At 74.9% G+C, this 26834-nt stretch carries 21 protein-coding genes; 8 read left to right on the plus strand and 13 right to left on the minus strand.

Annotation, left to right across the window (positions count from 1 at the left end):
- Positions 1–30 precede the first annotated feature (30 nt).
- Both dop and arc read right to left on the minus strand, forming a co-directional pair.
- Complete coding sequence (dop, locus tag LO771_RS02630; protein ID WP_374228039.1) at positions 31–1542, minus strand: depupylase/deamidase Dop; 1512 nt, start codon at positions 1540–1542, stop codon at positions 31–33.
- A 181-nt stretch (positions 1543–1723) separates the two neighbouring features.
- Entirely contained in the window at positions 1724–3490 is a 1767-nt protein-coding gene (gene arc / locus LO771_RS02635; protein WP_230647878.1) for a proteasome ATPase, read from the minus strand.
- Positions 3491–3770: 280 nt separating this feature from the next.
- On the opposite strand from arc, the gene LO771_RS02640 reads away from it, so the two are divergent.
- Entirely contained in the window at positions 3771–4073 is a 303-nt protein-coding gene (locus LO771_RS02640) for a ferredoxin (RefSeq protein ID WP_230647879.1), read from the plus strand.
- Positions 4074–4178: 105 nt separating this feature from the next.
- Here the strand turns inward: LO771_RS02640 and LO771_RS02645 are convergent, their stop codons facing one another.
- The 3 genes from LO771_RS02645 to LO771_RS02655 form a co-directional block, all read right to left on the minus strand.
- Positions 4179–4832: a hypothetical protein gene (locus LO771_RS02645; RefSeq protein ID WP_230647880.1), complete on the minus strand. Its 654-nt coding sequence runs from the start codon at positions 4830–4832 to the stop codon at positions 4179–4181.
- Positions 4833–5134: 302 nt separating this feature from the next.
- Positions 5135–6028, minus strand: a complete 894-nt coding sequence (locus LO771_RS02650; protein WP_230647881.1) for a tRNA (adenine-N1)-methyltransferase — start codon at positions 6026–6028, stop codon at positions 5135–5137.
- A gap of 168 nt (positions 6029–6196) precedes the next feature.
- A complete protein-coding gene (locus LO771_RS02655; RefSeq protein ID WP_230647882.1) occupies positions 6197–7483 on the minus strand; it encodes a site-2 protease family protein in 1287 nt (428 codons plus the stop codon).
- 340 nt (positions 7484–7823) lie between these two features.
- On the opposite strand from LO771_RS02655, the gene LO771_RS02660 reads away from it, so the two are divergent.
- Positions 7824–8756 (plus strand): RecB family exonuclease, encoded by a 933-nt coding sequence (locus LO771_RS02660; RefSeq protein WP_255743602.1) that lies wholly within the window; start codon positions 7824–7826, stop codon positions 8754–8756.
- Positions 8753–9424: a response regulator transcription factor gene (locus LO771_RS02665; protein WP_230647883.1), complete on the plus strand. Its 672-nt coding sequence runs from the start codon at positions 8753–8755 to the stop codon at positions 9422–9424. Before LO771_RS02660 ends, LO771_RS02665 begins: the two co-directional genes overlap by 4 nt.
- A 143-nt stretch (positions 9425–9567) precedes the next feature.
- On the opposite strand, the gene LO771_RS02670 is transcribed toward LO771_RS02665, so the two are convergent.
- From LO771_RS02670 to metH, 3 genes are all read right to left on the minus strand, one after another.
- A complete protein-coding gene (locus LO771_RS02670; RefSeq protein ID WP_230647884.1) occupies positions 9568–11187 on the minus strand; it encodes an ABC transporter substrate-binding protein in 1620 nt (539 codons plus the stop codon).
- Positions 11188–11554: 367 nt separating this feature from the next.
- A complete protein-coding gene (locus tag LO771_RS02675) occupies positions 11555–12256 on the minus strand; it encodes an HAD family phosphatase (RefSeq protein ID WP_230647885.1) in 702 nt (233 codons plus the stop codon).
- 220 nt (positions 12257–12476) lie between these two features.
- Positions 12477–15980 carry a methionine synthase gene (metH, locus tag LO771_RS02680; protein WP_230647886.1) on the minus strand — a complete coding sequence of 1168 codons (3504 nt, stop codon included), beginning with the start codon at positions 15978–15980 and terminating at the stop codon, positions 12477–12479.
- A 177-nt stretch (positions 15981–16157) separates the two neighbouring features.
- On the opposite strand from metH, the gene LO771_RS02685 reads away from it, so the two are divergent.
- Both LO771_RS02685 and LO771_RS02690 read left to right on the plus strand, forming a co-directional pair.
- Positions 16158–17252 carry a hypothetical protein gene (locus tag LO771_RS02685; protein WP_308188816.1) on the plus strand — a complete coding sequence of 365 codons (1095 nt, stop codon included), beginning with the start codon at positions 16158–16160 and terminating at the stop codon, positions 17250–17252.
- A gap of 160 nt (positions 17253–17412) precedes the next feature.
- Positions 17413–18585, plus strand: coding sequence for a PAC2 family protein (locus tag LO771_RS02690; protein ID WP_230647888.1), 1173 nt, complete (start codon positions 17413–17415; stop codon positions 18583–18585).
- A gap of 268 nt (positions 18586–18853) precedes the next feature.
- Here the strand turns inward: LO771_RS02690 and mshC are convergent, their stop codons facing one another.
- The 4 genes from mshC to LO771_RS02710 form a co-directional block, all read right to left on the minus strand.
- A complete protein-coding gene (mshC, locus tag LO771_RS02695) occupies positions 18854–20083 on the minus strand; it encodes a cysteine--1-D-myo-inosityl 2-amino-2-deoxy-alpha-D-glucopyranoside ligase (protein ID WP_230647889.1) in 1230 nt (409 codons plus the stop codon).
- 109 nt (positions 20084–20192) lie between these two features.
- The gene (locus LO771_RS02700; RefSeq protein WP_374228041.1) at positions 20193–21020 is read right to left on the minus strand and encodes an SCO1664 family protein; all 828 of its coding nucleotides are present in this window, start codon (positions 21018–21020) and stop codon (positions 20193–20195) included.
- A gap of 176 nt (positions 21021–21196) precedes the next feature.
- Positions 21197–21772, minus strand: a complete 576-nt coding sequence (locus LO771_RS02705; protein WP_230647890.1) for a DUF3090 domain-containing protein — start codon at positions 21770–21772, stop codon at positions 21197–21199.
- 144 nt (positions 21773–21916) lie between these two features.
- Positions 21917–22627: a histidine phosphatase family protein gene (locus LO771_RS02710; RefSeq protein WP_230647891.1), complete on the minus strand. Its 711-nt coding sequence runs from the start codon at positions 22625–22627 to the stop codon at positions 21917–21919.
- 81 nt (positions 22628–22708) lie between these two features.
- On the opposite strand from LO771_RS02710, the gene corA reads away from it, so the two are divergent.
- Positions 22709–23704: a magnesium/cobalt transporter CorA gene (corA, locus tag LO771_RS02715; protein ID WP_230647892.1), complete on the plus strand. Its 996-nt coding sequence runs from the start codon at positions 22709–22711 to the stop codon at positions 23702–23704.
- 112 nt (positions 23705–23816) lie between these two features.
- On the plus strand, positions 23817–24446 hold the full coding sequence (locus LO771_RS02720) for a hypothetical protein (RefSeq protein ID WP_230647893.1): 630 nt from the start codon (positions 23817–23819) through the stop codon (positions 24444–24446).
- Between the two features lie 109 nt (positions 24447–24555).
- Here LO771_RS02720 and LO771_RS02725 read toward each other — a convergent pair whose 3' ends face one another.
- Positions 24556–25602 (minus strand): LLM class F420-dependent oxidoreductase, encoded by a 1047-nt coding sequence (locus LO771_RS02725; protein ID WP_230647894.1) that lies wholly within the window; start codon positions 25600–25602, stop codon positions 24556–24558.
- Positions 25603–25842: 240 nt separating this feature from the next.
- Between LO771_RS02725 and LO771_RS02730 the strand changes: the two genes are divergently transcribed.
- Entirely contained in the window at positions 25843–26823 is a 981-nt protein-coding gene (locus tag LO771_RS02730; protein ID WP_230647895.1) for an aldo/keto reductase, read from the plus strand.
- The last annotated feature ends 11 nt before the right edge of the window (positions 26824–26834 follow it).

A 26834-nucleotide genomic window follows, 5' to 3' on the forward strand; every position in this document is an offset into this window, starting at 1 on the left:
AGGGGGGCTTCACCCTTGGTGACCGCCGGGTCACGAGCCGGACAGCACGCGGACGAGGTCCTCCGCGGTGCGGCAGCGGTCGAGCAGCTCCTTCACGTGGTTGCGGGTGCCCCGCAGCGGCTCCAGCGTGGGCACGCGCTGCAGCGAGTCCCGTCCGGGCAGGTCGAAGATCACCGAGTCCCAGGAGGCGGCCGCGACGTGGTCCGCGTACTGCTCCAGGCAGCGGCCGCGGAAGTACGCCCGGGTGTCCTCCGGGGGCTTGACGGCGGCCCTGGCGACCGCGTCCTCGTCCAGCAGCCGCTCGAAGCGCCCACGGGCCACCAGGCGGTTGTACAGGCCCTTCTCGGCCCGCACGTCGGAGTACTGCAGGTCGACCAGGTGGAGCCGGGGGTTGTCCCAGTCCAGGCCGTCGCGCTGCCGGTACCCCTCCAGGATCTCCTTCTTGGCGATCCAGTCCAGCTCCCGGCTCAGGCTCATCGGGTCGCGCTCCAGGCGGCCGAGGACGTCCTCCCAGCGGTCGAGCACGTCGCGGGTCTGGTCGTCGGCGTCGGCGCCGTAGCGGTCCTCGACGTACTTGTGGGCGAGCTCGCAGTACTCCATCTGGAGCTGCACCGCGGTGAGGGTGCGGCCGTTGCGGAGCGTGACGATCTGCTGGAGCGTGGGGTCGTGCGAGACCTGGTGCAGGGTGCGCACCGGCTGGTCCACGGCGAGGTCCACCGAGATGAAGCCGTCCTCGATCATGGAGAGGACCAGGGCGGTCGTGCCCAGCTTGAGATAGGTGGAGACCTCGGAGAGGTTGGCGTCGCCGATGATGACGTGGAGCCGGCGGTAGCGCTCGGCGTCGGCGTGCGGCTCGTCCCGGGTGTTGATGATGGGCCGTTTGAGGGTCGTCTCCAGGCCGACCTCGACCTCGAAGTAGTCCGCGCGCTGGCTGATCTGGAAGCCGTGCGCCGAGCCGTCCTGGCCGATGCCGACCCGGCCGGCCCCGCAGACCACCTGCCGGGAGACGAAGAACGGGGTGAGGTGGCGGACGATGTCCGTGAACGGCGTCGACCGCCTCATCAGGTAGTTCTCGTGGCAGCCGTAGGAGGCGCCCTTGTTGTCGGTGTTGTTCTTGTAGAGGTGGATCGGCTGGGCGCCGGGCAGCTCCGCGGCGCGCGCCGCGGCGGCGGCCATGACCCGCTCGCCGGCCTTGTCCCAGAGCACGGCGTCGCGCGGGTTGGTGGTCTCCGGGGCGCTGTACTCCGGATGGGCGTGGTCGACGTAGAACCGGGCGCCGTTGGTCAGGATCACGTTCGCCAGGCCGATGTCCTCGTCGGTGAGCTGGCTGGAGTCCGCGACCTCGCGCGCGAGGTCGAAACCCCGGGCGTCCCGGAGCGGGTTCTCCTCCTCGAAGTCCCACCGGGCCCGCCTCGCCCGCTGCATCGCCGCCGCGTAGGCGTTGACGATCTGCGACGAGGTGAGCATGGCGTTGGCGTTGGGGTGTCCGGGGACGGAGATCCCGTACTCGGTCTCGATCCCCATCACGCGCCGTACTGACATGCGGCCCTCCTTGCCCGGCACCGCGCCCCGACCGGGCGCGGCACTGCCCTTCGAGCCTAGAACCACCGGCGGACGTCGGGCGGATCGTCCGCCGCGCGCACCGTCCGGCTGCGGGAGATTGCGGTCTCCCGCAGCCGGACGGTGGAGGCGGTGGTGCGGCGGCCCGTCCGGGCGACCGGTCCTACAGGTACTGACCCGTGTTGGCCACGGTGTCGATGGATCGGCCGGACTCGGCGCCCTGCTTGCCGGTGACGAGCGTGCGGATGAAGACGATCCGCTCGCCCTTCTTGCCGGAGATGCGGGCCCAGTCGTCCGGGTTGGTGGTGTTGGGCAGGTCCTCGTTCTCCTTGAACTCGTCCACGCAGGCGGCGAGCAGGTGGGAGACGCGCAGGCCCTTCTGGCCGTGGTCGAGGAAGTCCTTGATGGCCATCTTCTTCGCCCGGTCCACGATGTTCTGGATCATCGCCCCGGAGTTGAAGTCCTTGAAGTACAGGACCTCCTTGTCACCGTTGGCGTAGGTGACCTCCAGGAAGCGGTTCTCCTCGGTCTCGGAGTACATCCGCTCCACGACCGACTGGATCATGGCGTCCACGGCGGCGTCCGCCGAGGAGCCGTGCTCCTTGAGGTCGTCGGGGTGCAGCGGCAGGGTGGCCTTGAGGTACTTCGAGAAGATGTCCCGGGCCGCCTCGGCGTCCGGACGCTCGATCTTGATCTTGACGTCCAGCCGGCCCGGCCGGAGGATCGCCGGGTCGATCATGTCCTCGCGGTTGGAGGCGCCGATGACGATGACGTTCTCCAGGCCCTCCACGCCGTCGATCTCGGCGAGCAGCTGCGGGACGATGGTGTTCTCCACGTCCGAGCTGACGCCGGAGCCGCGGGTGCGGAAGAGCGACTCCATCTCGTCGAAGAAGACGATGACGGGCGTGCCCTCGCTCGCCTTCTCCCGGGCCCGCTGGAAGACCAGACGGATCTGCCGCTCGGTCTCGCCCACGTACTTGTTGAGCAGCTCCGGACCCTTGATGTTGAGGAAGTAGCTCTTGCCCTGCGGGCGGCCGGTGACCTCGGCGACCTTCTTGGCAAGGGAGTTGGCCACGGCCTTGGCGATGAGCGTCTTGCCGCAGCCGGGCGGGCCGTAGAGCAGGACGCCCTTCGGCGGCCGGAGCTCGTACTCCTGGAAGAGGTCGGCGTGCAGGTACGGCAGCTCCACGGCGTCGCGGATCTGCTCGATCTGGTTGGCCAGGCCGCCGATCTGCCGGTAGTCGATGTCCGGGACCTCCTCGAGGACCAGCTCCTCGACCTCGGACTTCGGGATCACCTCGTACACGTAGCCGGAGCGGGGCTCCAGCAGCAGCGCGTCACCGGACCGCAGGAGGCTGTCGCGCAGCGGCTCGGCGAGCCGGACCACGCGCTCCTCGTCGGTGTGGCCGAGCACCAGGGCGCGCTCGCCGTCCTCCAGGACCTCCTTGAGGGTGACGATCTCGCCGAGGGACTCGAACTCGAGGGCGTCCACGATGTTCATGGCCTCGTTGAGCAGGACCTCCTGGCCGCGCCGGAGCTCGTCGAGGTCGATGTTGGGACTGACGTTGACCCGCAGCTTGCGGCCGCCGGTGAAGATGTCCGCCGTCCCGTCCTCGACGGTGCTGAGGAAGGTGCCGAATCCGGCCGGGGGCTGGGCGAGCCGGTCCACCTCCTCCTTGAGGGCCACGATCTGGTCGCGGGCCTCGCGGAGGGTGGCGGCGAGCCGCTCGTTCTGGGCCGTCACACCGGCCAGGTTGGTCTGCAGCTCGACAATGCGCTCCTCGAGGATCCTCGAGTGGCGCGGCGAGTCGGCGAGCTTTCGGCGCAGCACGGCAATCTCCTGCTCCAGGAACGAGACCTGAGCGGCCTCCTCGGAATCCCGAGCCGGCCTGGCGCTGCTGCGGTTGTAGTCGTCATCGTGGGCTGCCACGGTCCTCACCTCCTCCGGGGGAGCTGGACGCTTCCAGACCCTACCTGTGCCAGGGGGCGTGTAAACCCCTAGATCAGAAAGACGGAAGGGGCGTGTCCGATCTTCACCCTTGCGCGCTTCCCCTCGCCAGGGAGATACCCACCCGGCACCTGCGGAAAGCGACCAGATGTATCGTCGATCAGGTCAATGAGCGATCGCTGCCGCCGCAACCGGACCGATCGTTGTACGAATGGCGGGAATGCCCCGGACGGGGCGACTCAGGACAGAAACGGCAGGCGAGATGTCCCCGACCGACAGGCCTTCGGAAGCAGAGCCCCTCGAGGTGTGGATCGACCAGGATCTCTGCACCGGCGACGGGATCTGCGCGCAGTACGCGCCCGAGGTCTTCGAGCTCGACATCGACGGACTGGCCTACGTGAAGGGCGAGGACGACGAGCTGCGGCAGGAGCCGGGCGCGTCGGTCCCGGTGCCGCTGACGGTGCTTCAGGACGTGGTGGACTCGGCGAAGGAGTGCCCGGGCGACTGCATCCACGTCCGCCGCGCCCGCGACCGCGTGGAGGTGTACGGGCCGGACGCCGAGTAGGACCGCGGGACCGGTCCGCGAGGCCGGTCCGCTTCCCCGCCGGCCGCCCGCGGGCGGCCGGCGGGGGCAGGGTGGTGCGGGCGGTGCGGTGCGGGCGGGGCCGCCCTACTGCGGGTCCGGGACCTGCGCGCGGACCCACGAGGTGCCCGCCCGCGCCCAGCTCAGGATCAGGTGGACGTCCGGGCAGCAGCGCGGCACGTCCAGGGTGGAGTAGCCCTGGACCCGGGCCGTGACGGTGCCGTCCCGGTCCGCCTCCAGCGCCAGCACGTCGAGGTTCTCCTCCGGCCGCACCAGGGTGGCCGCGATCCGCGGGCCCGCGGGCCCTGCCGCGAGGAGGTACACGCCGTCGGGCGGTGTGCCGTTCGCGCCGTCGCAGTGGGCGGCGACCACCGTCTCGGGGCGGCCGTCGCGGTCGAGGTCGGCGGAGGAGGAGCGCGCCGCCTTCACGGGGAACGGGCCGCAGTCCAGCGGCAGCCGGACACGGGCCGGGTCGGGGGCGGCGGCCGGGGCCGCGGAGGGCACCGGATGCGCGGCGGGGCCCACGGGCGCGGTGGGGGCCCCGGAGGGGGCCGGGCGGGCCGTCCGGGCGGCGCCCTCGGCCGGGGCCGTGACGACGGCCGTGGTGATCACCGCGCCGACCGCGGCCGCCGTGGCCGCCCAGTGGAACGGCCCGGAGCGGGCGTGCGCGGGACCGCCGTCCCGTCCGCGTCCCCCGTCCGCACGCGGCTCCGCGTCCGCTGCCTCGGCTGCTGCGTCCACCTGGTGATCCCCTCCACCGGCGCGGGTGTGCCCGGCCGCCGGAACGGTGGGCATGTCATGTGGCCCAGATCCTGCCACACCGTGGCGCGATCGCGTCCCCCGGGGCGGTGCGGCCGTGCGGACCGCCGGGGTGGCTGCCGGAGGCCCCGGGAGGCGGCTGCGGGAGGGGGTCCGGAGGCGGGGCGCGGCCGGGGTGCGGCGAGGGGCGCGGACGGCCCGGGGAGCACGGACGGCGGGGCGGGGCGGGCCGGAGGACCGGTCCGCCCCGCCCCGCCGTCGTGCGGGGGCGGTGCGGGGGCGCGTCAGGCCGCGCCGCCGCCCGCCGCCTCGTAGTCCTCGCCGTAGGCGCCCTTGGAGGGGCGGCGGCGGCGCAGCGGGGGCTCCACGCCGTCGGCGAGCCGGCGGGCGGTGAGCAGGAAGCCGGTGTGGCCGATCATCCGGTGGTCCGGGCGGACCGCCAGGCCCTCCAGGTGCCAGGTGCGGACCATGGTCTCCCAGGCCTGCGGCTCGGTGAACGTCCCGTGCTCGCGCAGCGCCTCGACGGTGCGCGACATCTGGGTGGTGGTCGCCACGTAGCAGCAGACCAGGCCGCCGGGGACCAGCGCCTTGGAGACGGCGTCCAGGCACTCCCAGGGGGCGAGCATGTCCAGGATGACCCGATCGACCTCGGTCTCGGCCAGGTGGTCCTGGAGGTCGCCGACGGTCAGCCTCCACGCGGGGTGCGGACCGCCGAAGTACCGCTCGACGTTCTTGCGGGCGATGTCCGCGAAGTCGGCCCGGCGCTCGTACGAGGAGAGCATGCCCTGGTCGCCGACCGCGCGCAGCAGGTAGGTGGAGAGCGACCCGGACCCGACACCGGCCTCGACGACGCGGGCGCCGGGGAAGATGTCGGCCATCGAGATGATCTGCCCCGCGTCCTTGGGGTAGACCACCGCGGCGCCGCGCGGCATGGAGAGGACGTAGTCGGGGAGCAGGGGCCGCAGCGCGAGGTAGGCGACGTTCCCCGTGGTACGCACGACAGTGCCCTCGGGGGCACCGATCAGCTCGTCGTGGGGGAAGGAACCCTTGTGGGTGTGGAAGTTCTTCCCGGCCTCGAGCGTGAACGTGTAGTGGCGTCCCTTGGGGTCGGTGAGCTGGACCTGGTCCCCGACCTGGAAGGGCCCGCGACGGCGGGCGGCACCGGTCGGTTCGGACATGCGGTTCATTCTAGTGCCAGTCCGGGGGCTCCCCCGACCACGCGGCGGCCGCCCGCCCGACGGAGGCCGGGAGGGGCGGGGCCCCGCCGGGCACCGGCCGGGAGGCGGGACGCGGCGGCCGGCGGGCGGGAGCGGGGACGCGGCCGCAGCCGGGCGGGGACGCGGCGGTCAGCGGCCCGCCATCGCGGCGGCGAGGACCCGCTCCACGTCGGCGAGGGAGAGCACCCCGTGGACCGTGCCGTCCGCCTCGACGACCAGGTACTCGCTGGCGGGCGCCCGCCGCAGCGCCGCCAGCAGCTCCTCGCCGTCGCCGTCGGCGGACAGCCGCATGCCCGGGAGCAGGTCGCGGGCGAGGGCGCCGGTGGCGGTCCAGGGGCGGCGGCGCTCCGGCACGGCGAGGACGGCGGCCTCCCGGACCAGGGCGCGCGGCTCGCCGCGGCCGTCGACCACCACGATGCCGCGGGCCCCCGCCTCGCGGGCCTGCCGCAGGGCCTCGGCGAGCGGGGTGTCCGCGGCGACCTGCACGGCCGGGCGGGTGAGGGCGCGCACCCGCAGCCGCGGCAGCGCCTCCTTGAGGCGGGCGGTGCGCAGGCTCTGCCCGGCGCCGTTCCAGATGACCGCCGCCAGGACGGCGGCGAGGACGGCGTCGGTGAGGGTGTCGGCCCCGGAGGCGGCCGGCGCCGTGCGCCGGGCGGTCAGCAGGGGCAGCCCGACCAGGACGGCCACCGCGAGGCAGCGGCCCGCCCAGGCGGCGGCCGCGGTGCCCGCCAGCGGCCGGCCGGTGGCGCGCCACACGGCGGCGCGGAGCATGCGGCCGCCGTCCAGCGGCAGGCCGGGCAGCAGGTTGAAGGCGGCCACGACGACGTTCGAGGCCATCAGGCCGGCCAGCAGCACCCCGGGCACCGTGTCGGGCCGCACGAGGCGGAGGCCCAGGTAGAAGACGCCGCCCGTCACGAGGGAGAGCAGCGGGCCGGAGAAGGCGAGCCAGAACTCCCGGCCGGGGGTCTCCGCCTCCTTCTCGATCTCGGAGACGCCGCCGAGGAACTGCAGCTGGATGCGGCGCACGGGGAGGCGGTAGCGGAGCGCGACCAGGGTGTGGGCGAGTTCGTGGACGAGGACCGAGGCGTAGAAGGCGACGGCGAAGAAGAGCGCCAGCAGGTAGCGCTCGCGGCCCAGTCCGGGCAGCACCGTCCCGAGCCGGCTGCCGAAGACCCAGGTGATGAGCGCGGCGATGACGAACCAGGTGGGGGTGACGTAGACCGGGACGCCGAAGGGGCGCCCCATGAGGATCCCGCCGCGCGGCCGCTCGGGGTCGTCGGGCCGTCCAGGGCCGGACGGCCCAGGACCGGGCCGCCCGGGGTCACGGGGGGCCGGGCCGGAGGGGTCGGGGCGGTCGGGGCCGGCCGGTCCGGGGCGGGCCCCGTCCGACGTCGACTGCCCCCTGGTCTCGCTCACCGTGGCCCCTTCAGATCGCGTCCGGCGCGGCGTCCGGGGGCGGGCCCGGGACGCACGCGTACGCCCACGCTACGTGATGGCCGGGTGCCGGACGATCGCGGGCGTGCTCCCGTGCGGCGGCCGGTGCGGGTGTGGCACCCCTGGTCTGGTACCCGCTCCGGCGGCGGGTCAGCCGCATCCGGCCCGGGAGACCGGAGGACCGCGGACGGGACGCGGGCGGGACACGGACGGGACGCGGGCGGGGCACGGGCGGGAGGCGGTGGACGGGCGGAGGGGCGCGGGGCCGCCGGTGCCGGGAGGAGCCCGGCGCGGTGTCACCGCCGGGGCATAGGGTCGGGGCATGCACCAGACCGACAGCAGCGGCACGCCCGGGGAGCCCGGCGCACCGCCGACCTCGGCCCGTCCTGCGGTGGGCACCCCCGCCGCGGGGCGCCCGGCCGCCGCGCCCACCGGCCTCTCCCCGTCGCGGGCGGCCGACTTCATGAACTGCCCGCTGCTGTACCGGTTCCGGGTGATCGACCGGCTCCCCGAGCCGCCGAGCCCCGCCGCGACCCGGGGCACGGTGGTCCACGCCGTCCTGGAGCGGCTCTTCGACAGCCCCGCGGGCGAGCGCACCCCCGAGCGGGCCCGGGAGCTGCTGCGCCCCCAGTGGGAGCGGCTGCTGGGCGAGCGCCCCGAGCTGGCGGACCTCTTCCCCGACGACGCGGACGGCTCGGTGCTGGCCGGCTGGCTCGCCGACGCCGAGCGGCTGCTGGACGGGTACTTCCGGCTGGAGGACCCGAACCGGCTGGAGCCCGCCGAGCGGGAGCTGTACGTGGAGACCGCCCTGGAGTCGGGCCTGGTGCTGCGCGGCTACGTCGACCGGGTCGACGTGGCGCCCACCGGCGAGGTCCGGCTGGTCGACTACAAGACCGGCCGGGCTCCCTCGCGGGACTTCGAGGGCAAGGCCATGTTCCAGATGAAGTTCTACGCGCTGGTGCTGTGGCGGCTGCGGGGCGTGGTGCCGAAGCGGCTGCAGCTGGTCTACCTGGGCAGCGGAGACGTGGTGGCGTACGACCCGGAGCCGGAGGACCTGCGGGCCGTGGAGCGCAAGCTGCTGGCCCTGTGGGAGGCGATCGGGAGGGCCGTGGCGACCGGCGAGTGGCTCCCCCGCCCGAGCCGCCTGTGCGACTGGTGCGACCACCGCGCCCTGTGCCCGAGTTTCGGCGGTACGCCGCCGCCCTACCCGCTCGACGTGCTGCCCGAGCCGAGGACGACCGAGGAGTCGTGGTGACGATCCGAGTGCTGCTGGTCGACGACCAGCCGCTGCTGCGCACCGGTTTCCGGATGATCCTGGAGGCCGAGCCCGACCTGGCCGTGGTGGGCGAGGCCGGCGACGGCCAGCAGGCCCTGGACCAGGTGCGGGCACTGCAGCCGGACGTGGTGCTGATGGACATCCGGATGCCCCGGATGGACGGCGTGGAGGCCACCCGGCGGATCGCCGGACCGGGCCGGGACGGGCCGGCGAAGGTGCTGGTGCTCACCACCTTCGACCTGGACGAGTACGTCGTGGAGGCGCTGCGGGCGGGGGCGAGCGGCTTCCTGCTCAAGGACGTGCCGGCGGAGGAGCTGGTGCAGGCGATCCGGGTGGTGGCGGACGGCGCCGCGATGCTGGCGCCCAGCGTGACGCGCCGGCTGCTGGACATGTACGCCACCCGGCTGCCCTCGGGCGACGAGGCGCCGCCCGCTTCGCTGGGCACGCTCACCGAGCGCGAGGTGGAGGTGCTGCGGCTGGTGGCGCGGGGGCTGTCCAACGCGGAGATCGCCGCCGAGCTGTTCGTCAGCGAGACGACGGTGAAGACCCACGTGGGCCACGTGCTGACCAAGCTGGGCCTGCGCGACCGGGTGCAGGCGGCCGTGTACGCCTACGAGAGCGGCCTGGTCCGCCCGGGCGCCCTGTAGGCGCGGCCGTGCGGCCCCCCGCGGGGGGCCGCACGCACGGGGGCCGCACGCACGGGGGCCGCACGCACGGGGGCCGGCCGGAGCGGGTGCTCCGGCCGGCCCCTCGGGTCCGGCCGCGGACCTCGGCGGTCCGCGGTGCGCGGTCAGCCGTCGATGCGGCCGATCTGCCAGAAGCGGAAGATGCCGGTGACGTCCACGGTGGACTCCAGGCCGCTGATGTCGTCCTTGCAGGCGTAGAACGACTTGCTCTGCCAGAGGGGGATCAGCGGGGAGCCGTGGGCGACGATCCGCTGCATCGCGGCGAACTGGTCCAGGGTGGCGCTGCGGTCGGCGACCTTGCGGGTCTGCGGGACCAGGCGGTCGCTGATCTCCGGGCTGTCCCAGCTGTTGCCGAACGCGCCGCCGTGGACCACCAGCGGGACGATGTAGTTGTCCGCGTCGGGGTAGTCGGGCACCCAGGAGACGGTGTAGGCCTGGTAGACGCCGCGCTGCCAGTTCTTGGTGAAGGTGGTCCAGTCGGCCTCCTGCTTCACCTCGACGCTGAACAGGCCGCTGGCCTCCAGCTGCTGCTTGATCTGCTCCGCCTCGACGCGGTTGACCGAGGAGCGGGACCAGGTGAGCGAGAAGTCCACCGGGGCCTTGATGCCGGCGGTGCGCAGGATCCGGCGGGCGGCGGCGACGCTGGGGTCGCCGTACTCGCTGTAGAAGGCCGTGTCGCTGCCGAGGATGCCCGCGGGGACGACCGAGTAGAGGGCCTGCACGGTGCGCTGGTGGGAGTCGCGGGCGATGGCCTTGCGGTCCAGCAGCTGGGCGATGGCGCGGCGCACGGCGGTGCGGCCGACGACCGGGTCCTTGGTGTTGAAGACCATGTAGCGGCTCTCGGCCCCGGTGCCCTCGACGACCTTGACGCCGCCGGTCCCCTTGAGGGACGCATCCTTGTAGGCCAGGGCGTCCTTGGGGTCGAGCCCGCTGTCGGTGAGGTCGATGTCGCCGCTGTCCAGCGCGGACTTCATCTCGGCGGCCTCGTTGAAGTAGCGCAGGTTGAAGGCGCTGTTCTCCAGCTTGGTGATGCTGCCCTTGTAGTCCGGGTTGGCGCTCATGTGCACGGTGCCGGGCACCTTGGCCCCGCCGTCGGCGGCGGACATCTCGTCGATGCCGTCGACCTTGTAGGGGCCGGAGCCGACCATGCGGCTGTTGGGCAGCAGGGAGGCCGCCGGGTAGACCTGGTGGTCGACGATGGAGCCCGCCGCGGTGGCGATCTTGGAGGGGAAGATCGCGTCGGGGGCGTTGAGGTGGAAGACCACCTGGTCGTCGCCCTTGGCCTCGGTCGACGCCAGGGTGCTGAAGAGGGCGTCCGCCGGGCCGGACGGGTCGTGGATCTTCTTCATCCGGGTGAAGGAGAAGACGACGTCCTGGGCCGTGAGCGGGTGGCCGTTGGCGAACTTCAGCCCGCTGCGCAGGGTGCAGGTGTACTCGGTCGCGCTGCCGCCGGCGAAGGAGCAGGACTGGGCCGCGTCGGGCTGCGGCGTGGTGGCGCCCGCCGGGAAGCTCAGCAGCGTCTGGTGGGTGTTGGCGAGCACCATCCAGGAGCCGGCGTCGTAGGCGCCGGCCGGGTCGAAGGTGCTGGTCACCGCGGTGGTGCCCATGGTTATCGCCTTCGAGCCCCCGCCGGCGCCGCCGGGCGTGGAGGAGCCGCACGCGGCGACCGTCGAGGCGACCAGGCCGGCGCAGCCGAGCACCGCCAGTCGTGTGACTGCTGACATCTCTTCTCTTCTTCTCCAGACCGGCGGTCAGGGCGCCGCTCGTTGCCGCGCCCGCCCCCGGGGTGTGGGGACGGGCCGCGCCCGCTGCGGCGTGGTGCGACGCAGCGGCCATGCCGTGCGGCCCGCGGACCGGCCGGCGGGCGCGGGTGGACGCCACGGAGCGGTGTGCGGGCCTGGGGTGGCGGTCCGTCAGGCTGCGGGGAGGGGGGCCGACGGGACCGCCACGGGGTGTCGATCGTGTGTAGCGTGCCACAACGTCCGTGCGCACCGGGAAGCGGCCACCGGTGCGGGGCCGCCGGGGGCGGGCCGACTTGGGGATGATTGTCCGCCTTGTACGGGCCGCCGGGACGGGGGCGGGTAACGAGGGTCACACCGGGGCGGGCACCAGGCGGCGCAGCAGCGCCAGGTCGACGTGCTCCAGGGAGGGCACCACGGTGCGCCCCGGCGCCTCCTCGATGCGGGCCACGGACGGGACCGCGACCAGCGTGCACCCGGCGGCCTCGGCGGACCGCACCCCGGTGGGAGAGTCCTCGACGACGACGCAGCGGGCGGGCTCGGCGCCCAGCCGGGCGGCGGCGACCAGGTACGGGTCGGGGTGGGGCTTGGTGCGGGTGACCTCGTCGCCGGCGACCGAGAAGGCGAACCGGTGGGCCCCCAGGGTGCGCATCACCAGGTCGATGTCGTGCCGGTGGGAGGCGGAGACCAGGGCGGTGGGCACGCCGTGCTCGGCGAGCTCGTCGAGCAGCCGGTCGGCGCCCGGCATCAGCGGCACCCCTCCGGCCAGCAGCTCGGTGAACCGCTGGTTGATCATCATGGAGAGCTCGGCGGCGGTGAGCGGCACGCCGGTGGTGTCGATGAGGTAGTCCACCACCCGGGACATGGGGCCGCCGACGACCTTGGAGCGGTGCGACTCGTCGAGCCGGTGGCCGAGCTCGGCCAGCAGGGTGCTCTCCGCCTGCCACCAGAAGTCCTCGGTGTCCACCAGGGTGCCGTCCATGTCGAGGAGGACGGCCTGGAGCCCGGAGCTGCCGGAGTCGGCTCGGGAGGCGGCGGCGGAGGTGGTGGTCACGGGCGGGGCCCCTCGGGTCGGTTCTGCGGTGCGGATACGGGTGCGGTGCGGTGCGGTTGCGGTGCCGGATCCGGTCCGGGTGCGGACGGCCCCTCCGGCGGTGCCGGAAGGGCCGTCCATGATACGCACGTCCGGGCCGCGCGGGCCGCCCGGGCCGCGGCGCCCCGGCGGCGCCGCGTCGGCACGTCGGGGACGCGGCCCCCGCGCCGGGGCCGGCGGGTCACCGGGCGTTGAAGTACTTCGCCTCCGGGTGGTGGATCACGATGGCGTCGGTGGACTGCTCGGGGTGGAGCTGGAACTCCTCCGACAGCTCGACCCCGATCCGCTCCGGCCGCAGCAGGTCCGCGATCTTGGCCCGGTCCTCCAGGTCGGGGCAGGCGCCGTAGCCGAGCGAGAAGCGGGCGCCGCGGTACTTCAGGGCGAACATGTCGCGGACGTCGTCCGGGTCCTCCCCGGCGAAGCCCAGCTCGGAGCGGACCCGGGCGTGCCAGTACTCCGCCAGCGCCTCGGCGAGCTGCACGGAGAGGCCGTGCAGCTCCAGGTAGTCGCGGTAGGCGTCGGCGGCGAAGAGCTCGTTGGCCGCCTCGGAGATGCGGCCGCCCATGGTGACGACCTGGAAGCCCACCACGTCGCGCTCCCCCGACTCCTCCGGGCGGAAGAAGTCGGCCAGGCAGAGCCGCCGGCCGCGGCGCTGGCGGGGGAAGGTGAACCGGGTCCGCTCGGTGCCGTCCTCGTGGAGGACGACCAGGTCGTCGCCCTTGGAGACGGCCGGGTAGTACCCGTACACCACGGCGGCCTCCAGCAGGCCGTCGGTCTGGAGGCGGTCCAGCCACATCCGCAGCCGGGGACGGCCCTCGGTCTCCACCAGCTCCTCGTAGGTGGGGCCGTCGCCGGACCGGGACGCCTTGAGGCCCCACTGGCCCTTGAAGAGGGCGTCCTCGTCCAGCCAGGACGCGTAGTCGGCGAGCGGGATGCCCTTGACGATGCGGTCGCCCAGGAAGGGCGGGGCGGGGACGGGGTTGTCGACCGCCACGTCGGAGCGGACGGCGCCCCGGTTCTCCTCCGCCTCCTCGGCCCGCGGGCGGGCCGCGACCCGGCGCTGCCGCAGCTCGGGCAGCGCGGCGCCGGGGACCCCGCGCTTGACCGCGATCAGGGCGTCCATCAGCCGCAGGCCCTCGAAGGCGTCGCGGGCGTAGCGGACCTCGCCGTCGTAGACCTCGTGGAGGTCCTGCTCGACGTAGGCGCGGGTGAGGGCGGCCCCGCCGAGGATGACCGGGTAGTCGGCGGCCAGGCCGCGCTGGTTGAGCTCCTCCAGGTTCTCCTTCATGATCACCGTGGACTTGACCAGCAGGCCCGACATGCCGATGACGTCGGCGCCGTGCTCCTGCGCGGCGTCCAGGATCGCCGAGACCGGCTGCTTGATGCCCAGGTTGACGACGTTGTAGCCGTTGTTGGACAGGATGATGTCGACGAGGTTCTTGCCGATGTCGTGGACGTCGCCCTTGACGGTGGCCAGCACGATGGTGCCCTTGCCCTGGCTGCCGCTCCTCTCCATGTGCGGCTCCAGGTGGGCCACCGCGGTCTTCATCACCTCGGCCGACTGGAGCACGAACGGCAGCTGCATCTGGCCGGAGCCGAAGAGCTCGCCGACCGTCTTCATGCCCTCCAGCAGCGTCTCGTTGATGATCTCCAGCGCGGGCCGGGCCGCCAGGGCCTCGTCCAGGTCGGCCTCCAGGCCGGTGCGCTCGCCGTCGACGATGCGGCGCTGCAGGCGCTCCTCCAGCGGCAGCGCGGCCAGCTCCTCGGCCTTGGACGCCCGCACCGACGCCGAGGAGACGCCCTCAAAGAGCCGGAGCAGCCGCTGCAGCGGGTCGTAGCCCTCACGCCGGCGGTCGTACACCAGGTCCAGGGCCACCTCGCGCTGCTCCTCGGGGATCCGCGCCATCGGCAGGATCTTGGAGGCGTGCACGATCGCGGAGTCCAGGCCGGCCTCGACGCACTCGTGCAGGAAGACCGAGTTCAGCACCACGCGCGCGGCCGGGCTCAGGCCGAAGGAGATGTTGGACAGGCCGAGGGTGGTCTGCACGGCCGGGTGGCGGCGCTTGAGCTCGCGGATCGCCTCGATGGTCTCGACGCCGTCCCGGCGGGACTCCTCCTGCCCGGTGCCCAGGGTGAAGGTCAGGCAGTCGACGAGGATCGAGGACTCCTCGATGCCGTACTCGCCGGTGAGCTGGGCGATCAGCCGCTCGGCGACGGCCACCTTGTGCTCCGCGGTGCGGGCCTGGCCCTCCTCGTCGATGGTCAGCGCGATCAGGCCGGCGCCGTGCTCGCGGGCCAGCGAGGCGATGCGGGCGAAGCGGGAGTCCGGACCGTCGCCGTCCTCGTAGTTGACGGAGTTGAGCACCGCGCGGCCGCCCAGCGCCTCCAGGCCGGCCCGCAGCACGTCGACCTCGGTGGAGTCGAGCACGATCGGCAGCGTGGAGGCGGTGGCCAGGCGTCCGGCGATCTCCCGCATGTCGGCGGTGCCGTCGCGGCCGACGTAGTCGACGCAGAGGTCCAGCAGGTGGGAGCCGTCGCGGATCTGCTCGCGGGCGATCTCCACGCAGGCCTGCCAGTCCCCCGCCAGCATGGCCTCGCGGAACTTCTTGGACCCGTTGGCGTTGGTGCGCTCGCCGATGGCCAGGTAGGAGGTGTCCTGCCGGAACGGCACCGCCTGGTACAGCGAGGAGGCGCCCGGCTCCGGGCGCGGGTCGCGGGCGGCCACCTCGCGGCCGCGCACCCGCTCGACGACCTGCCGCAGGTGCTCGGGGGTGGTGCCGCAGCAGCCGCCGACCAGGGAGAGCCCGTACTCGCGGGTGAAGACGTCGTGGGCGTCGGCCAGCTCGGCCGGGGTGAGCGGGTAGTGGGCGCCGTCCCTGCCGAGGACGGGCAGTCCGGCGTTGGGCATGCAGGACAGGCCGACGCGGGCGTTCTTCGCCAGGTGGCGCAGGTGCTCGCTCATCTCGGCGGGGCCGGTGGCGCAGTTCAGGCCGATGAGGTCGACGCCGAGCGGCTCCAGGGCGGTGAGCGCCGCGCCGATCTCCGAGCCCAGCAGCATGGTGCCGGTGGTCTCGACGGTGACCTGGACGAAGACCGGCAGGTCCAGGCCGGCCTCGGCCAGCGCCCGCTTGGCGCCGAGCACCGCGGCCTTGGTCTGCAGCAGGTCCTGGCTGGTCTCCACGAGCAGGGCGTCGGCGCCGCCCGCGACCAGTCCGGCGGCGTTCTCCTGGAAGGCGTCGCGGAGCGCCGCGTACGGGGCGTGGCCGAGGGTCGGCAGCTTGGTGCCCGGGCCGATGGACCCGAGCACCCAGCGGGGCCGGTCCTCGGTGGCGAAGCGGTCGGCGGCCTCGCGGGCGACGGCGGCGCCGGCCCGGGAGAGCTCGAAAATGCGGTCCGCGATGCCGTACTCGCCCAGGGCCCCGAGGTTGGCCCCGAAGGTGTTGGTCTCCACGCAGTCGACGCCGACCTCGAAGTACGCCTCGTGGACGGAGCGGACGATGTCGGGACGGGAGGTGTTGAGGATCTCGTTGCAGCCCTCGTGGCCCTCGAAGTCGTCCAGCGTGGGGTCGTGCGCCTGGAGCATCGTGCCCATCGCCCCGTCGGCCACCACGACGCGGGTGGCGAGGGCCTCGCGCAGGGCGTCGGCCCTGCGCTGGTGGGCTGCGGACGGGACGGCAACGGCCATGGTGATGCTCCCTGGGTGCGACGGCTGTCGGCTATGCGCGCCCCGTCGGTTCGGGACCGCACCCGGCCAGCGTATCCGGCGGCCGCGGAAGCGTCGGCGGCGTTCCGTATCCTGGGCGGCCCCGGCGGCCCGGGTGCGGGCGCGGACCGGGGACGACGGGGAGGGGCGGGGTCTTCGGTGGGGGTACTGCGAACGGGTGCCGCGGCGGTGGCCGGGCTGCCGGGCCGGTCCCGGCGGTGGTGGCGGGGGCTGTCGCGGCCGCGGCGGGCCGCGGTGGCGCTGGCGGTGGTGCTCGCGGTCCTGGCGGCGCCGGTGGCGGCGGCCGCGGCGGCGCTGCGGCTGGAGGGGGCCGGGGAGCCGCGGGCGGACGCCCGCACCCGCGGCCGGGACGCGCTGTGGCTCGGCCACGCCTGGGTGGACGGCCGCAGGGGTCCGGCGGACACGGCCGCCCTCGCCGCGGACCTGCGCACCACGGGCATCCGCGACCTGTACGTCCACGCCGGCCCGCTGGGGCACGACGGCACGCTGGACCCCCGGCTGTACCCGCGGGCGCGCCGGCTGGTCGGCGAGCTGCACCGGGCCGCGCCGGGGCTGCGGGTGCACGCCTGGCTGGGCGACGTGGTGGCGCCCGAGCACCCGGAGGGGCTGCACCTGGACCGGCCCGCGGTGCGGGCGGCCGTCGCCGCCTCCGCCGGGCAGGTCCTGGACGCGGACTTCGCCGGGGTGCACCTGGACCTGGAGCCGGTCCGCTCCGGGGACCCCGGCTTCCTGGACGTCCTGGACCGCACCCGCGCGGTGACGGCCCGCCGCGGCGCGGTGCTCTCGGCGGCGACCCCGCAGATCGACCCGCTGCCCGGCCTGCACCGCGCGGCCGCGGCGCTGGCCGACCACCCCAAGTGGTGGTCGCAGGCATATTTCGGGCAGGTCGCGCGGCGGGTCGACCAGGTGGCGGTGATGTCGTACGACACCGGGACCCCCCTGGAGTCGCTGTACAGCGGGTACGTGGCGCAGCAGACCGCCCTCGCGCTGGAGGCCGTGCCCGGCCGGGTGGACCTGCTCATGGGCCTGCCCGCGTACCGGGAGGAGAAGTTCGGGCACTGGGGGCACGCCGAGACGGTGGCGGCGGCGGTCCGCGGGGTGCGGCTGGGGCTGGGGCGCACCGAGCCCGGTCGGGAGCGGTTCGGCGTGGCGCTGTACGTCGACTTCACCGCGACCCCGCGGGACTGGTCGGACTACCGTGCGGGCTGGGCGGTGCGGCGCCCGGCCGGATGAGGGAGCAGGCCCCGCCTTTGCCCGTAGGCTGGTCACGTACGGTCCGCGGGGCGAGCCGCCGCGCGGGCGTCGGAAGTCGGCAGCCGGTCCGGGCCGGCTCCGGGAGGGCCCCGCGCGGGGACCGGCCGGGGCCGCCGGAGCGGCCGGAGGGAGGCGCTGGGTGATCGAGCTCGAGGACGTGCCCGAGCTGATCGACCCGGTCATGGTGGCCGCGTTCGAGGGCTGGAACGACGCCGGGGACGCCGCCTCCGCGGCGGTGGGGCACCTGGACCAGGTGTGGGGCGGCAAGGTGTTCGCCGCCCTGGACGCCGAGGACTACTACGACTTCCAGGTCAACCGGCCGACGGTGTGGATGGACGGCGCGGTGCGCCGCATCACCTGGCCGACGACCCGGCTGTCGGTGGTCCGGGTGACCGAGCCCCGCCCGCGGGACCTGGTGCTGGTGCGGGGCATCGAGCCGAGCATGCGCTGGCGGTCGTTCTGCAACGAGCTGCTGGGCTTCGCCCACGAGCTGGGCGTGGAGATGGTGGTGGTGCTGGGCGCGCTGCTCGGGGACACCCCCCACACCCGCCCGGTGCCGGTCAGCGGCGTGACCTCCGACCCGGGGCTGGCCCGGAGCCTGGAGCTGGAGGAGAGCCGGTACGAGGGGCCGACGGGCATCGTGGGCGTCCTCCAGGAGGCGTGCGCGCACGCCGGGGTGCCGGCGGTGACGTTCTGGGCGGCGGTGCCGCACTACGTGGCGCAGCCCCCGAACCCCAAGGCGACCCTGGCGCTGCTCAACAAGGTCGAGGACCTGCTGGACCTGCGGATCCCGCTGGGCGAGCTGCCGGAGGACTCCCGCGCCTGGCAGATCGGCGTGGACCAGCTGGCCGCCGAGGACAGCGAGGTGGCCGAGTACGTGCAGCAGCTGGAGGAGGCGCGGGACACCGCGGAGCTGCCGGAGGCGTCCGGCGACGCCATCGCCCGCGAGTTCGAGCGGTACCTGCGGCGGCGGGGCGACCAGGGGCCGGCGGAGCCGGGCGAGGGCGCCGAGGGCGGCCGGGCGGGGTCCTTCCGGCGGGAGGAGTCCCGGGGTCCGGAGCGCAGGGGGCCCGAGCACCGGGGCCAGGAGCAGCGGGCGCCGGAGCGGCCCTCGCCGGCGAGGCCGGCGCCGCCGGACGGTCCGGCGGGCGGGCGGCCGGGCCCGGAGCTGCCGGACGGCGGGCGGGCTCCCGGGGAGCGGGAGGCGGCCCCGGGTACGGACGCGGAGAGCGGCCCCGCCGGCCCCGCGGAGGAGGACGGCGGCGCGTCCGGCCCCGGCGGGCCGGCCGACCGGGACGGCGACGGCCGGTAGCGGCCGTGCGGCGGCCCGGTGGCGGGCGACCGGCGTCGGGCAGCCGCCGGTCGTCCGCCGCCCCCAGTGGACTAGACCAAGCATGATCCTGTCAAGGCCGGGCGTCGCCGCCCGGCCGCCCTCCGCCGGATTCCGGCCGGGGCGCAGCGGGAGGGGCGCCCGGGAAGGGCGTCCGGAAAGCCGTCGGGCCGCCCCGGAGGGCGGCCCGACGGTGCGTCACCAGGACTGACGGCGCGTCACGGACGGTGCGGGGAGGGCCTCTTCGGGGTCAGAGCGCCACGCCGAGCAGCGCGTCGACGGTGCGGGAGACCAGCCCGGGGGCGCCGGTGTCCTCGCCGCCCTCCGCCTCCTGCAGCGCGGCCCAGCGGTCGACCGCGGCCAGCGCCCGCGGGGCGTCCAGGTCCTCGGCGAGCGCCGCGCGGACCTCCGCCAGCAGCCGCTCGGCCGGGGGGCCGTCCGGGCGGGAGACCGCCGCCCGCCAGCGGCCGAGCCGGCGCACGGCCTCGTCCAGCACCGCGTCGGTCCACTCCCAGTCCGAGCGGTAGTGGTGGGCGAGGAGCGCGAGGCGGATCGCCGCGGGGTCGACGCCCGCGGCGCGCAGCCGGGAGACGAAGACCAGGTTCCCGCGGGACTTGGACATCTTCTCGCCGTCCAGCGCCACCATCCCGGCGTGGACGTACGCCCGGGCGTAGGGGTGCTCGCCCGTCACCGCGTCGGCGTGCGCGGCGCCCATCTCGTGGTGCGGGAAGGCCAGGTCGCTGCCGCCGCCCTGGACGTCGAAGGACATGCCCAGGTGGCGCAGGGCGATGGCCACGCACTCGATGTGCCAGCCGGGCCGGCCGCGGCCCAGCTCCGTCTCCCAGGAGGGCTCGCCCGGGCGGGCGGCCATCCACAGCAGCGGGTCCAGGCGGTGCTTCTTGCCGGGGCGGTCCGGGTCGCCGCCGCGCTCGCCGAAGAGCGGCAGCATCTCCTCGGGGGTGAGGCGGGAGACCTCCCCGAAGTGCGGGTCGGACTCGACGGAGAAGTAGACGTCGCCGTCGAGCTCGTAGGCGGCGCCGCTGTCCAGCATCCGCTGCACCAGCGGCACGATCCACGGGATGGACTCCACCGCGCCGACGTAGTGGGCCGGCGGCAGCATCCGCAGGGCGGTCATGTCCTCGCGGAAGAGGGCGGTCTCGCGCTCGGCGAGCTCGGTCCAGTCGACGCCGGTCTCGGCGGCCCGCACCAGCAGCGGGTCGTCGACGTCGGTTACGTTCTGGACGTAGAGCACGTCGTGCCCCGCGTCCCGCCACACCCGCTGGACCAGGTCGAACGCGGTGTAGGTGGCCGCGTGGCCCAGGTGGGTGGCGTCGTAGGGGGTGATGCCGCACACGTAGAGGCGGGCCGTGGGGCCCTCGGGAACGACCTCCCGGGTGCGCCCTGCGGCGGTGTCGTGGATGCGCAGGGGGTTCCCGCGGCCGGGGAGGGCGGGGACGTCTGTGGCGGGCCAGGCATGCATGCCCAAAACTTTAACCGGACCATCTTTTCGGCGGCCAACGGGCTTCGGGTCGTCCCCGGCCCGCCCCCGGCGGACCGGGGGGGCGGCCGGTCCGGGACGGCCCGGCAGGTCAGATCGGCGGCCAGGGCACCGGGGGCCAGTCCCCCGAGGGCCCGGGGTGGCGGCCGGAGTCCAGCAGCGCGGCCGTCCGCCGCCGGGCCGCGGCGATCTCGGCGGCGGTCAGCAGCGGCCGCAGCCGCTCGCCCAGCGCGCCCGCCAGGTCCGCGGCGAGCTTGCGCAGCACCTCCAGCGCCTCCTCCGGCAGCGGCTCCCCGGCCCAGCCCCACAGCAGGGTGCGCAGCTTGCCGGGGACGGCGAAGGTCACGCCGTGGTCGATGCCGTACAGCCGCCCGTCGGCGGCGGGCAGCAGGTGGCCGCCCTTGCGGTCGGCGTTGTTGAGCACCGCGTCCAGGACGGCGAGGCGCCGCAGGCGCGGGTCGTCGGCGTGCACCAGCAGCGCGGTGCGGCCGCCGCCGACGTCGGCGCGGCCGACGGGCAGCCAGCCGGGCTCGGCCTCCTCGGCGTCCTGGAGGGCCAGCAGCCGGGCCTGCGGGTCGGGCTCCACCCACAGCTGGACCATGCCCTCGCCGAACGGGCCGTCGCGCAGCACCGTCGGCGGGACCATCGCCCAGCCGGCGGCCGCGGCGACCTCGTGGGCGGCGACCTCGCGGCCGGCCAGGGTGCCGTCGGGGAAGTCCCACAGCGGCCGCTCGCCGTCCACCGGCTTGTACACGCAGACGGCCTCCAGGCCGTCCAGGGCGACGGTGCAGTACAGCACGGTGTTGGAGGCGTCGCCGAGCTGCCCGTGGACCGTGAGGGCGCCGGAGCGGAGCAGCGCCAGGGCGCGCTCCGGGTCGGCGGCGAGCGCGGCGGAGGCGGCGGGGTCGGCCTCCGGCACCTCCGGCACCTCCGGGGCCGCGTCGGGCTCCCCCGCGGCCCCGTGGCCGGGTCCGGGGGCCGCCTCGCGGGCGTCCGGGGCCCCGGCGGGCGCGGCGGTTCCGGCGGGCCGGGGCGCGTCGGGCCCCGCGGCCGGGGCGGCGTCGCCGGCCGTGCGGGGGGCGGGGTCGGCGGGGTTCAGCGCCGGTACCCGTTCGCGCGCGGGCAGATGTGGCCCTCGGGGTCCAGCGGCAGGCTGCAGAACGGGCACGGCGGGCGCCCGGCGGCGACCAGGTCGAGGGCGCGCTTGGCGAAGACCCGGGCCATCGCGCCGCTGATCCGGACCCGCAGCAGCGGCGGGCCGTTCTCCTCGTCCTCGATCAGCTCGTCGTCGTCCGCGTCCTCGTCGTCCTCGCCCGCCTCCACCAGCGCCTGGGCCTCGACGACCACGCACTCCTCGCTGCCGTCCCAGGCGAGCGCCATGGTGCCGACCCGGAACTCCTCGACCAGCGGCAGGTCCAGCGGGGCCACGTCGACCAGCTCGGAGGGGGCGACCGCCGGCACCGGGGCGGTGCCGCCGCTGCGCCGCAGCACCTCGTCGAGCAGTTCGTCGACGCGCTCGGCCAGGGCCGCGACCTGCGTCTTCTCCAGGAGGACGCTGGTGGTGCGGCCGCCCCCCGTGGCCTGGAGGAAGAAGGTGCGGTCGCCGGGCTCGCCGACCGTGCCGGCGACGAACCGTTCTGGCTGGTCGTAGAAGAACACCTGACGGGGCACGCGCTGCTCCGATACTTCTGCCTCTGCTGACGTCGTGGTCCGCCTCTCACCCTACCCACCTGCGAGGGGGCGGGCGCAGCGGAGGTCCGGGCCCGGCCGGGCGGCGGCCGCCGGAGGCCCGGCGCGGGCCCCGCGGGCCGGCGGTCAGGCGCCGGTGGCGCCGCCGACCACGGCGTCCGACCGCTCCGCGGCGTCCCCGCCGGGGGCCGGCGTCCGCGGGACGAGCGAGGACAGGTCGCCGGTGTCGCCGAGCCGCAGCAGGAAGGGCCGCAGCGGGGTGTAGCGGACCGCGGTGACCGACGCCGGGTCGGCGGAGATCCGCTGGAAGAGGTCCAGGTGCAGGCCGAGCGCGTCGGCCACCACCGCCTTGATGATGTCGCCGTGGGTGCAGGCGAGCCAGACCGCGTCGGGCCCGTGCTCCTCGGCCACCCGCGCGTCCCACTCGCGCACGGCCTCCACCGCCCGTCGGCTCATGGCGGCGAGCGACTCGCCCTCGGGTCCGGGGAAGACCGCGGCGGAGGGGTGGTCCTGCACGGTGCGCCACAGGGGCTCCTTCGCCAGCTCCGCGAGCGGGCGGCCCGTCCAGTCGCCGTACCGGCACTCCCCGACGCGCTCGTCGAGGTCGGCCGTGCCCAGCTCGGGGCGGGCGGCGAGCAGCGGCTGCACGGTCTGGCGGCAGCGGTCCAGGGGGCTGGAGACCACCCGGGCCAGCGGCACCCCGGCGAGGCGGGCGGCCAGGGCCGCGGCCTGGGCCCGGCCCTCGTCGTCGAGGTCGACCCCGGGGCTCCAGCCGGCGAGGACGCCGGAGGAGTTCGCGGTGGAGCGGCCGTGGCGGACGAGCAGCAGGGTCGGCATGCGGCCCAGCCTAAGCCGCCCCTCGGAGGTCCGCGGCACCCCGGGCTGTTTCGCGGGCGCCCGGGGGGCGAGAATCCTCACGTGATCGTGGACTGCGCCATCTACCGCAACGGCAGCCGGACCAAGGGCCCGGAGGACTTCTCCGACGCCGTGGAGGCCGCCCGCAAGGCCGGGGACACCTTCGTCTGGATCGGGCTGCACGAGCCCACGGAGGACGAGTTCGCCCTGGTGACGGACGAGTTCGGCCTGCACCCGCTGGCCGTGGAGGACGCGGTCCGGGCCCACCAGCGGCCCAAGCTGGAGTCGTACGACGACTCGCTGTTCCTGGTGCTGAAGACCGTCGGCTACGACGACGAGCACGACACCGTGCACACCGGTGAGCTGATGATGTTCGTCGGCGACGCCTTCGTGGTGACCGTGCGGCACGGTCCCGGCAGCCCGCTGGCGCAGGTGCGCAAACGCCTGGAGGAGCAGCCCGACGTGATGCGGCACGGCCCGGGCGCGGTGATGTACGCGGTCTGCGACGAGGTAGTCGACACCTACCTCGACATCTCGGCGGAGCTCCAGGTCGACCTGGAGGAGCTGGAGGCGTCGGTCTTCGCCCCGCAGACGTCGCGCTCGGCCCGCGGCAGCGGGTCCGTCGCCGAGCGGATCTACGGCTTCAAGCGGCAGATCGTGGAGTTCCGCCGGGCCACGGCGCCGCTGCAGGACCCGGTGGCGCGCCTCACCGGCGGCGGGGTGCCGTTCGTGCCGGAGGGGACCCGCCCCTTCTTCCGGGACGTGGGCGACCACCTGGCCCGGGCCAACGAGCAGGTCGAGGCGCTGGACCGGCTGCTGTCGGACATCCTGAGCGCCAACCTGGCGCAGGTGAGCGTCCAGCAGAACAACGACATGCGCAAGATCTCGGCCTGGGCGGCGCTGGCCGCCGTCCCCACCATGATCGCCGGGATCTACGGGATGAACTTCACCCATATGCCGGAGCTGCGGCAGGTGTGGGGGTACCCGGCGGTGCTGCTGCTCATGGCAGGTGTCTGCGCGGGCCTGTACCGCGTGTTCAAGCGCAGCGGCTGGCTGTGACCGCGTCCGGGCGGCGGCGCACCGCCGGATATGTGAAGATCGCCGGGTGACTGGGTAGGTAGCTGCCACCAGACGGCGATCCCGGCGGGGGACGGGCGGTGAGGCGGTGCGCATGTTCCGGATCAGCGGTGCCTGGCGTACGACGGACCCGAGGCCGGAGGAGGGGCCGCACGGCGGGCGGGCCGGCAGCGACTGGTCGCCCTACGGGCGCTTCCAGGACGCGGCCCGCTCCTACTTCCTCCACGCGGACGTGGCGCTCGACGCGGTCTCCGGCGTGCTGGGGCGGCGCAGGGTGCGCGGCTTCACCCTGGAGCGGGTGGTGGACCTGACCGAGAACGGGGCCTCGGTGTGGCAGGAGGCCGCCGTCTGCGACGGCAGGCGGCTGATCCTCTGGCACAGCGAGGAGGTGACGGACGGTGAGGCGCCCGGCGGCACCGTGCTGGACTCCTCGGTCCAGGTGCTGCCGCTGGGCGCGGTCGGCCACGTGGGGATGCGGACCATGGTGGGCCGCGACGAGAACGGCGTGCGGACGAACCGCGGCGTCTACCTCGTGGTGGCCACCGGCACGCTGCAGGAGCTGTCGGCGGCGCCGGGCGAGGACGGGGGCGTGGCGACCGCGCGGTTCCGGCCGGAGGCGTTCCGGTTCTCCAAGTCGCTGGACGACGGCGGGCCGGGCCAGATCGCCCGGCTGATCGACTTCGGCCGGCTGCTGGGCCGGCTGGTGCCCGCGGGCCGCCGGTAGGGGGCCTCCCCCGGGCCTCGGGCCGCGCCCCCGCGGGGGCGCGGCCCGGGGTGCAGGGTCCGGGTGCCGGGTCCGGGTGCCGGACCCGGGCCGTCGGGGTGCGGGGCCGTCAGGCGAGGCCGGCCAGCTCCAGGGCCTCCACGGCGGTACGCAGGGTGGAGATCCGCTCGTCCAGGGTGAGGCCGCCCGGGGAGAGGTTGAGCGTGGTGACGCCCGCGTCCGCGTAGGCCTGCATGCGGTCGGCGATGCGCTCCTTGGGGCCGATCAGCGCGGTGGAGTCGATCAGCTCGTGCGGGACGGCCGCGGCGGCGCCGGCGTAGTCCTTGGCGAGGTAGCGCTCCTGGATCTCGTCCGCGGCCTGCTCGTAGCCCATGCGGCGGGCGAGCCGGTTGTAGAAGTTCTGCTCCTTGCTGCCCATGCCGCCGACGTACAGCGCGGTGTAGGGGCGGAAGGCGTCGGCGGCGGCCTTGACGTCGTCGGAGACGGCGACGGGCAGCGTCGGGGCGAGGTCGAAGCCCTCCAGGGTCTTCCCGGCCTTGGCGCGGCCGGCCCGCAGCGGCTCCAGGGAGACCTCCGCCTGCTCGGGGGCGAAGAAGATGCCGAGCCAGCCGTCGGCGATCTCGCCGGTCTGCTCCAGGTTCTTCGGGCCGATGGCGGCGATGTACAGCGGGATGTGCTCGCGGACGGGGTGCACGGTCAGCTTGAGGGGCTTGCCGGGTCCGCCGGGCAGCGGCAGCGTCCAGTTCGCGCCCTCGTGGACGACGCGCTCGCGCAGCATCGCCTTGCGGATGATCTCCACGTACTCGCGGGTGCGGGCCAGCGGCTTGTCGAACTTGACGCCGTACCAGCCCTCGGAGACCTGCGGGCCGGAGACGCCGAGCCCGAGGCGGAAGCGGCCGCCGGAGAGGGTGTCCAGGGTGGCGGCGGTCATCGCGGTCATGGTGGGGGTGCGGGCCGGGATCTGGAAGATCGCCGAGCCGACGTCGATCCGCTCGGTCTTCGCGGCCACGTAGGCGAGCACGGTGGCGGCGTCCGATCCGTACGCCTCCGCCGCCCAGCACACCGCGTAGCCGAGGCGGTCGGCCTCCTGGGCCACCGCGATGTTGTCGGCGTCGTTGCCGAGGCCCCAGTAGCCGAGGTTGATGCCGAGTCGCATGTGCTGCCAGCCTCCGTGGTGCGGCGGGTGCGCGTGCCGGGATGCGGACGCACCGGCGGGCCGGGCGGCCCCGCCGCCTGCGAGCGTAGCCGGGCGCCCCGGACGATGCTACCGACGGGTAGCTGTGGGCTGCGCCACACGGGCGCAAGGCGGACCGGCGGCCCGCGCGGGGCCGCCACGGACACGACCCCACCTGCGGATCTCCACGTCCCGCGGCGGGTCGGCCACTACGCTCGCGCCATGGAACAGCGACACCTCGGCCGGACCGGGCTGCGCGTCTCCCGGATCGGCCTCGGCACCATGACCTGGGGCCGCGACACCGACGAGCACGAGGCCGCCGAGCAGCTCAAGGAATTCCTGGACGCCGGCGGCACCCTGGTCGACACCGCCGACGTGTACGCCGACGGCGGCGCCGAGTACCTGCTCTCCCGGCTCGTCGAGGACCTGGTCCCCCGGTCGGAGCTGGTCATCGCCACCAAGGCGGGCAGCGTGCCGCACGCCGACCGCCGGTTCGACGCCTCCCGGGGCCACCTGCTGGCCGCCCTCGACGCCTCCCTCCAGCGGCTGGGCACCGACTACGTCGACCTGTGGCAGGTGCACGCGTACGACCCCGCCACGCCCACCGAGGAGACCCTGCACGCCCTCGACCTGGCCGTCTCCTCGGGCCGGGCCCGCTACGTCGGCGTCTCCAACTTCAGCGGCTGGCAGCTCGCCAAGGCCGCCACCCTGCAGCGGGCCGTGCCCGGCCGCACCCCCGTGGCCGCCACGCAGATGGAGTACTCGCTGCTGCAGCGCAACATAGAGCGCGAGGTGCTGCCCGCCGCCCTCGACCTCGGGGTCGGGCTGCTGGCCTCGTCGCCGCTGGGCCGGGGCGTGCTCACCGGCAAGTACCGGCACGGGGTGCCGCAGGACTCGCGGGGCGCCTCCCCGTACCTCTCCGGCTTCGTCCAGCCCTACCTCGACGAGCGGGGGCGGCGGATCGTCGACGCGGTCGCGACCGCCGCCGACGGCCTGGCCAGCAGCCCGCTGAAGGTCGCCCTGGCGTGGGTCCGGGACCGCCCCGGGGTGGCCGCGGCGCTGGTCGGCGCCCGCACGTCCGCACAGCTGCGTGCGGCGCTGTCGGTGGAGGCCCTTACGCTTCCCGAGGAGATCAGGGGTGCGCTGGACGACGTCTCGGCGCCGGTCCACCGCTACCCCGACCAGGACTGGAGCGAGCTGTAGCCGCCGGGCGG

It is taken from the genome of Streptacidiphilus sp. ASG 303 (assembly GCF_020991365.1).
Taxonomy (GTDB): domain Bacteria; phylum Actinomycetota; class Actinomycetes; order Streptomycetales; family Streptomycetaceae; genus Peterkaempfera.

What these genes read in the sequence shown, in the direction of transcription:
- dop (WP_374228039.1), bottom strand. Translation starts at nt 1,542, where the DNA reads ATGTCAGTACGGCGCGTGATGGGGATCGAGACCGAGTACGGGATCTCC.
- LO771_RS02640 (WP_230647879.1), top strand. Translation starts at nt 3,771, where the DNA reads ATGTCCCCGACCGACAGGCCTTCGGAAGCAGAGCCCCTCGAGGTGTGG.
- LO771_RS02650 (WP_230647881.1), bottom strand. Translation starts at nt 6,028, where the DNA reads ATGTCCGAACCGACCGGTGCCGCCCGCCGTCGCGGGCCCTTCCAGGTC.
- LO771_RS02660 (WP_255743602.1), top strand. Translation starts at nt 7,824, where the DNA reads ATGCACCAGACCGACAGCAGCGGCACGCCCGGGGAGCCCGGCGCACCG.
- LO771_RS02670 (WP_230647884.1), bottom strand. Translation starts at nt 11,187, where the DNA reads ATGTCAGCAGTCACACGACTGGCGGTGCTCGGCTGCGCCGGCCTGGTC.
- metH (WP_230647886.1), bottom strand. Translation starts at nt 15,980, where the DNA reads ATGGCCGTTGCCGTCCCGTCCGCAGCCCACCAGCGCAGGGCCGACGCC.
- mshC (WP_230647889.1), bottom strand. Translation starts at nt 20,083, where the DNA reads ATGCATGCCTGGCCCGCCACAGACGTCCCCGCCCTCCCCGGCCGCGGG.
- LO771_RS02710 (WP_230647891.1), bottom strand. Translation starts at nt 22,627, where the DNA reads ATGCCGACCCTGCTGCTCGTCCGCCACGGCCGCTCCACCGCGAACTCC.
- LO771_RS02720 (WP_230647893.1), top strand. Translation starts at nt 23,817, where the DNA reads ATGTTCCGGATCAGCGGTGCCTGGCGTACGACGGACCCGAGGCCGGAG.
- LO771_RS02725 (WP_230647894.1), bottom strand. Translation starts at nt 25,602, where the DNA reads ATGCGACTCGGCATCAACCTCGGCTACTGGGGCCTCGGCAACGACGCC.
- LO771_RS02730 (WP_230647895.1), top strand. Translation starts at nt 25,843, where the DNA reads ATGGAACAGCGACACCTCGGCCGGACCGGGCTGCGCGTCTCCCGGATC.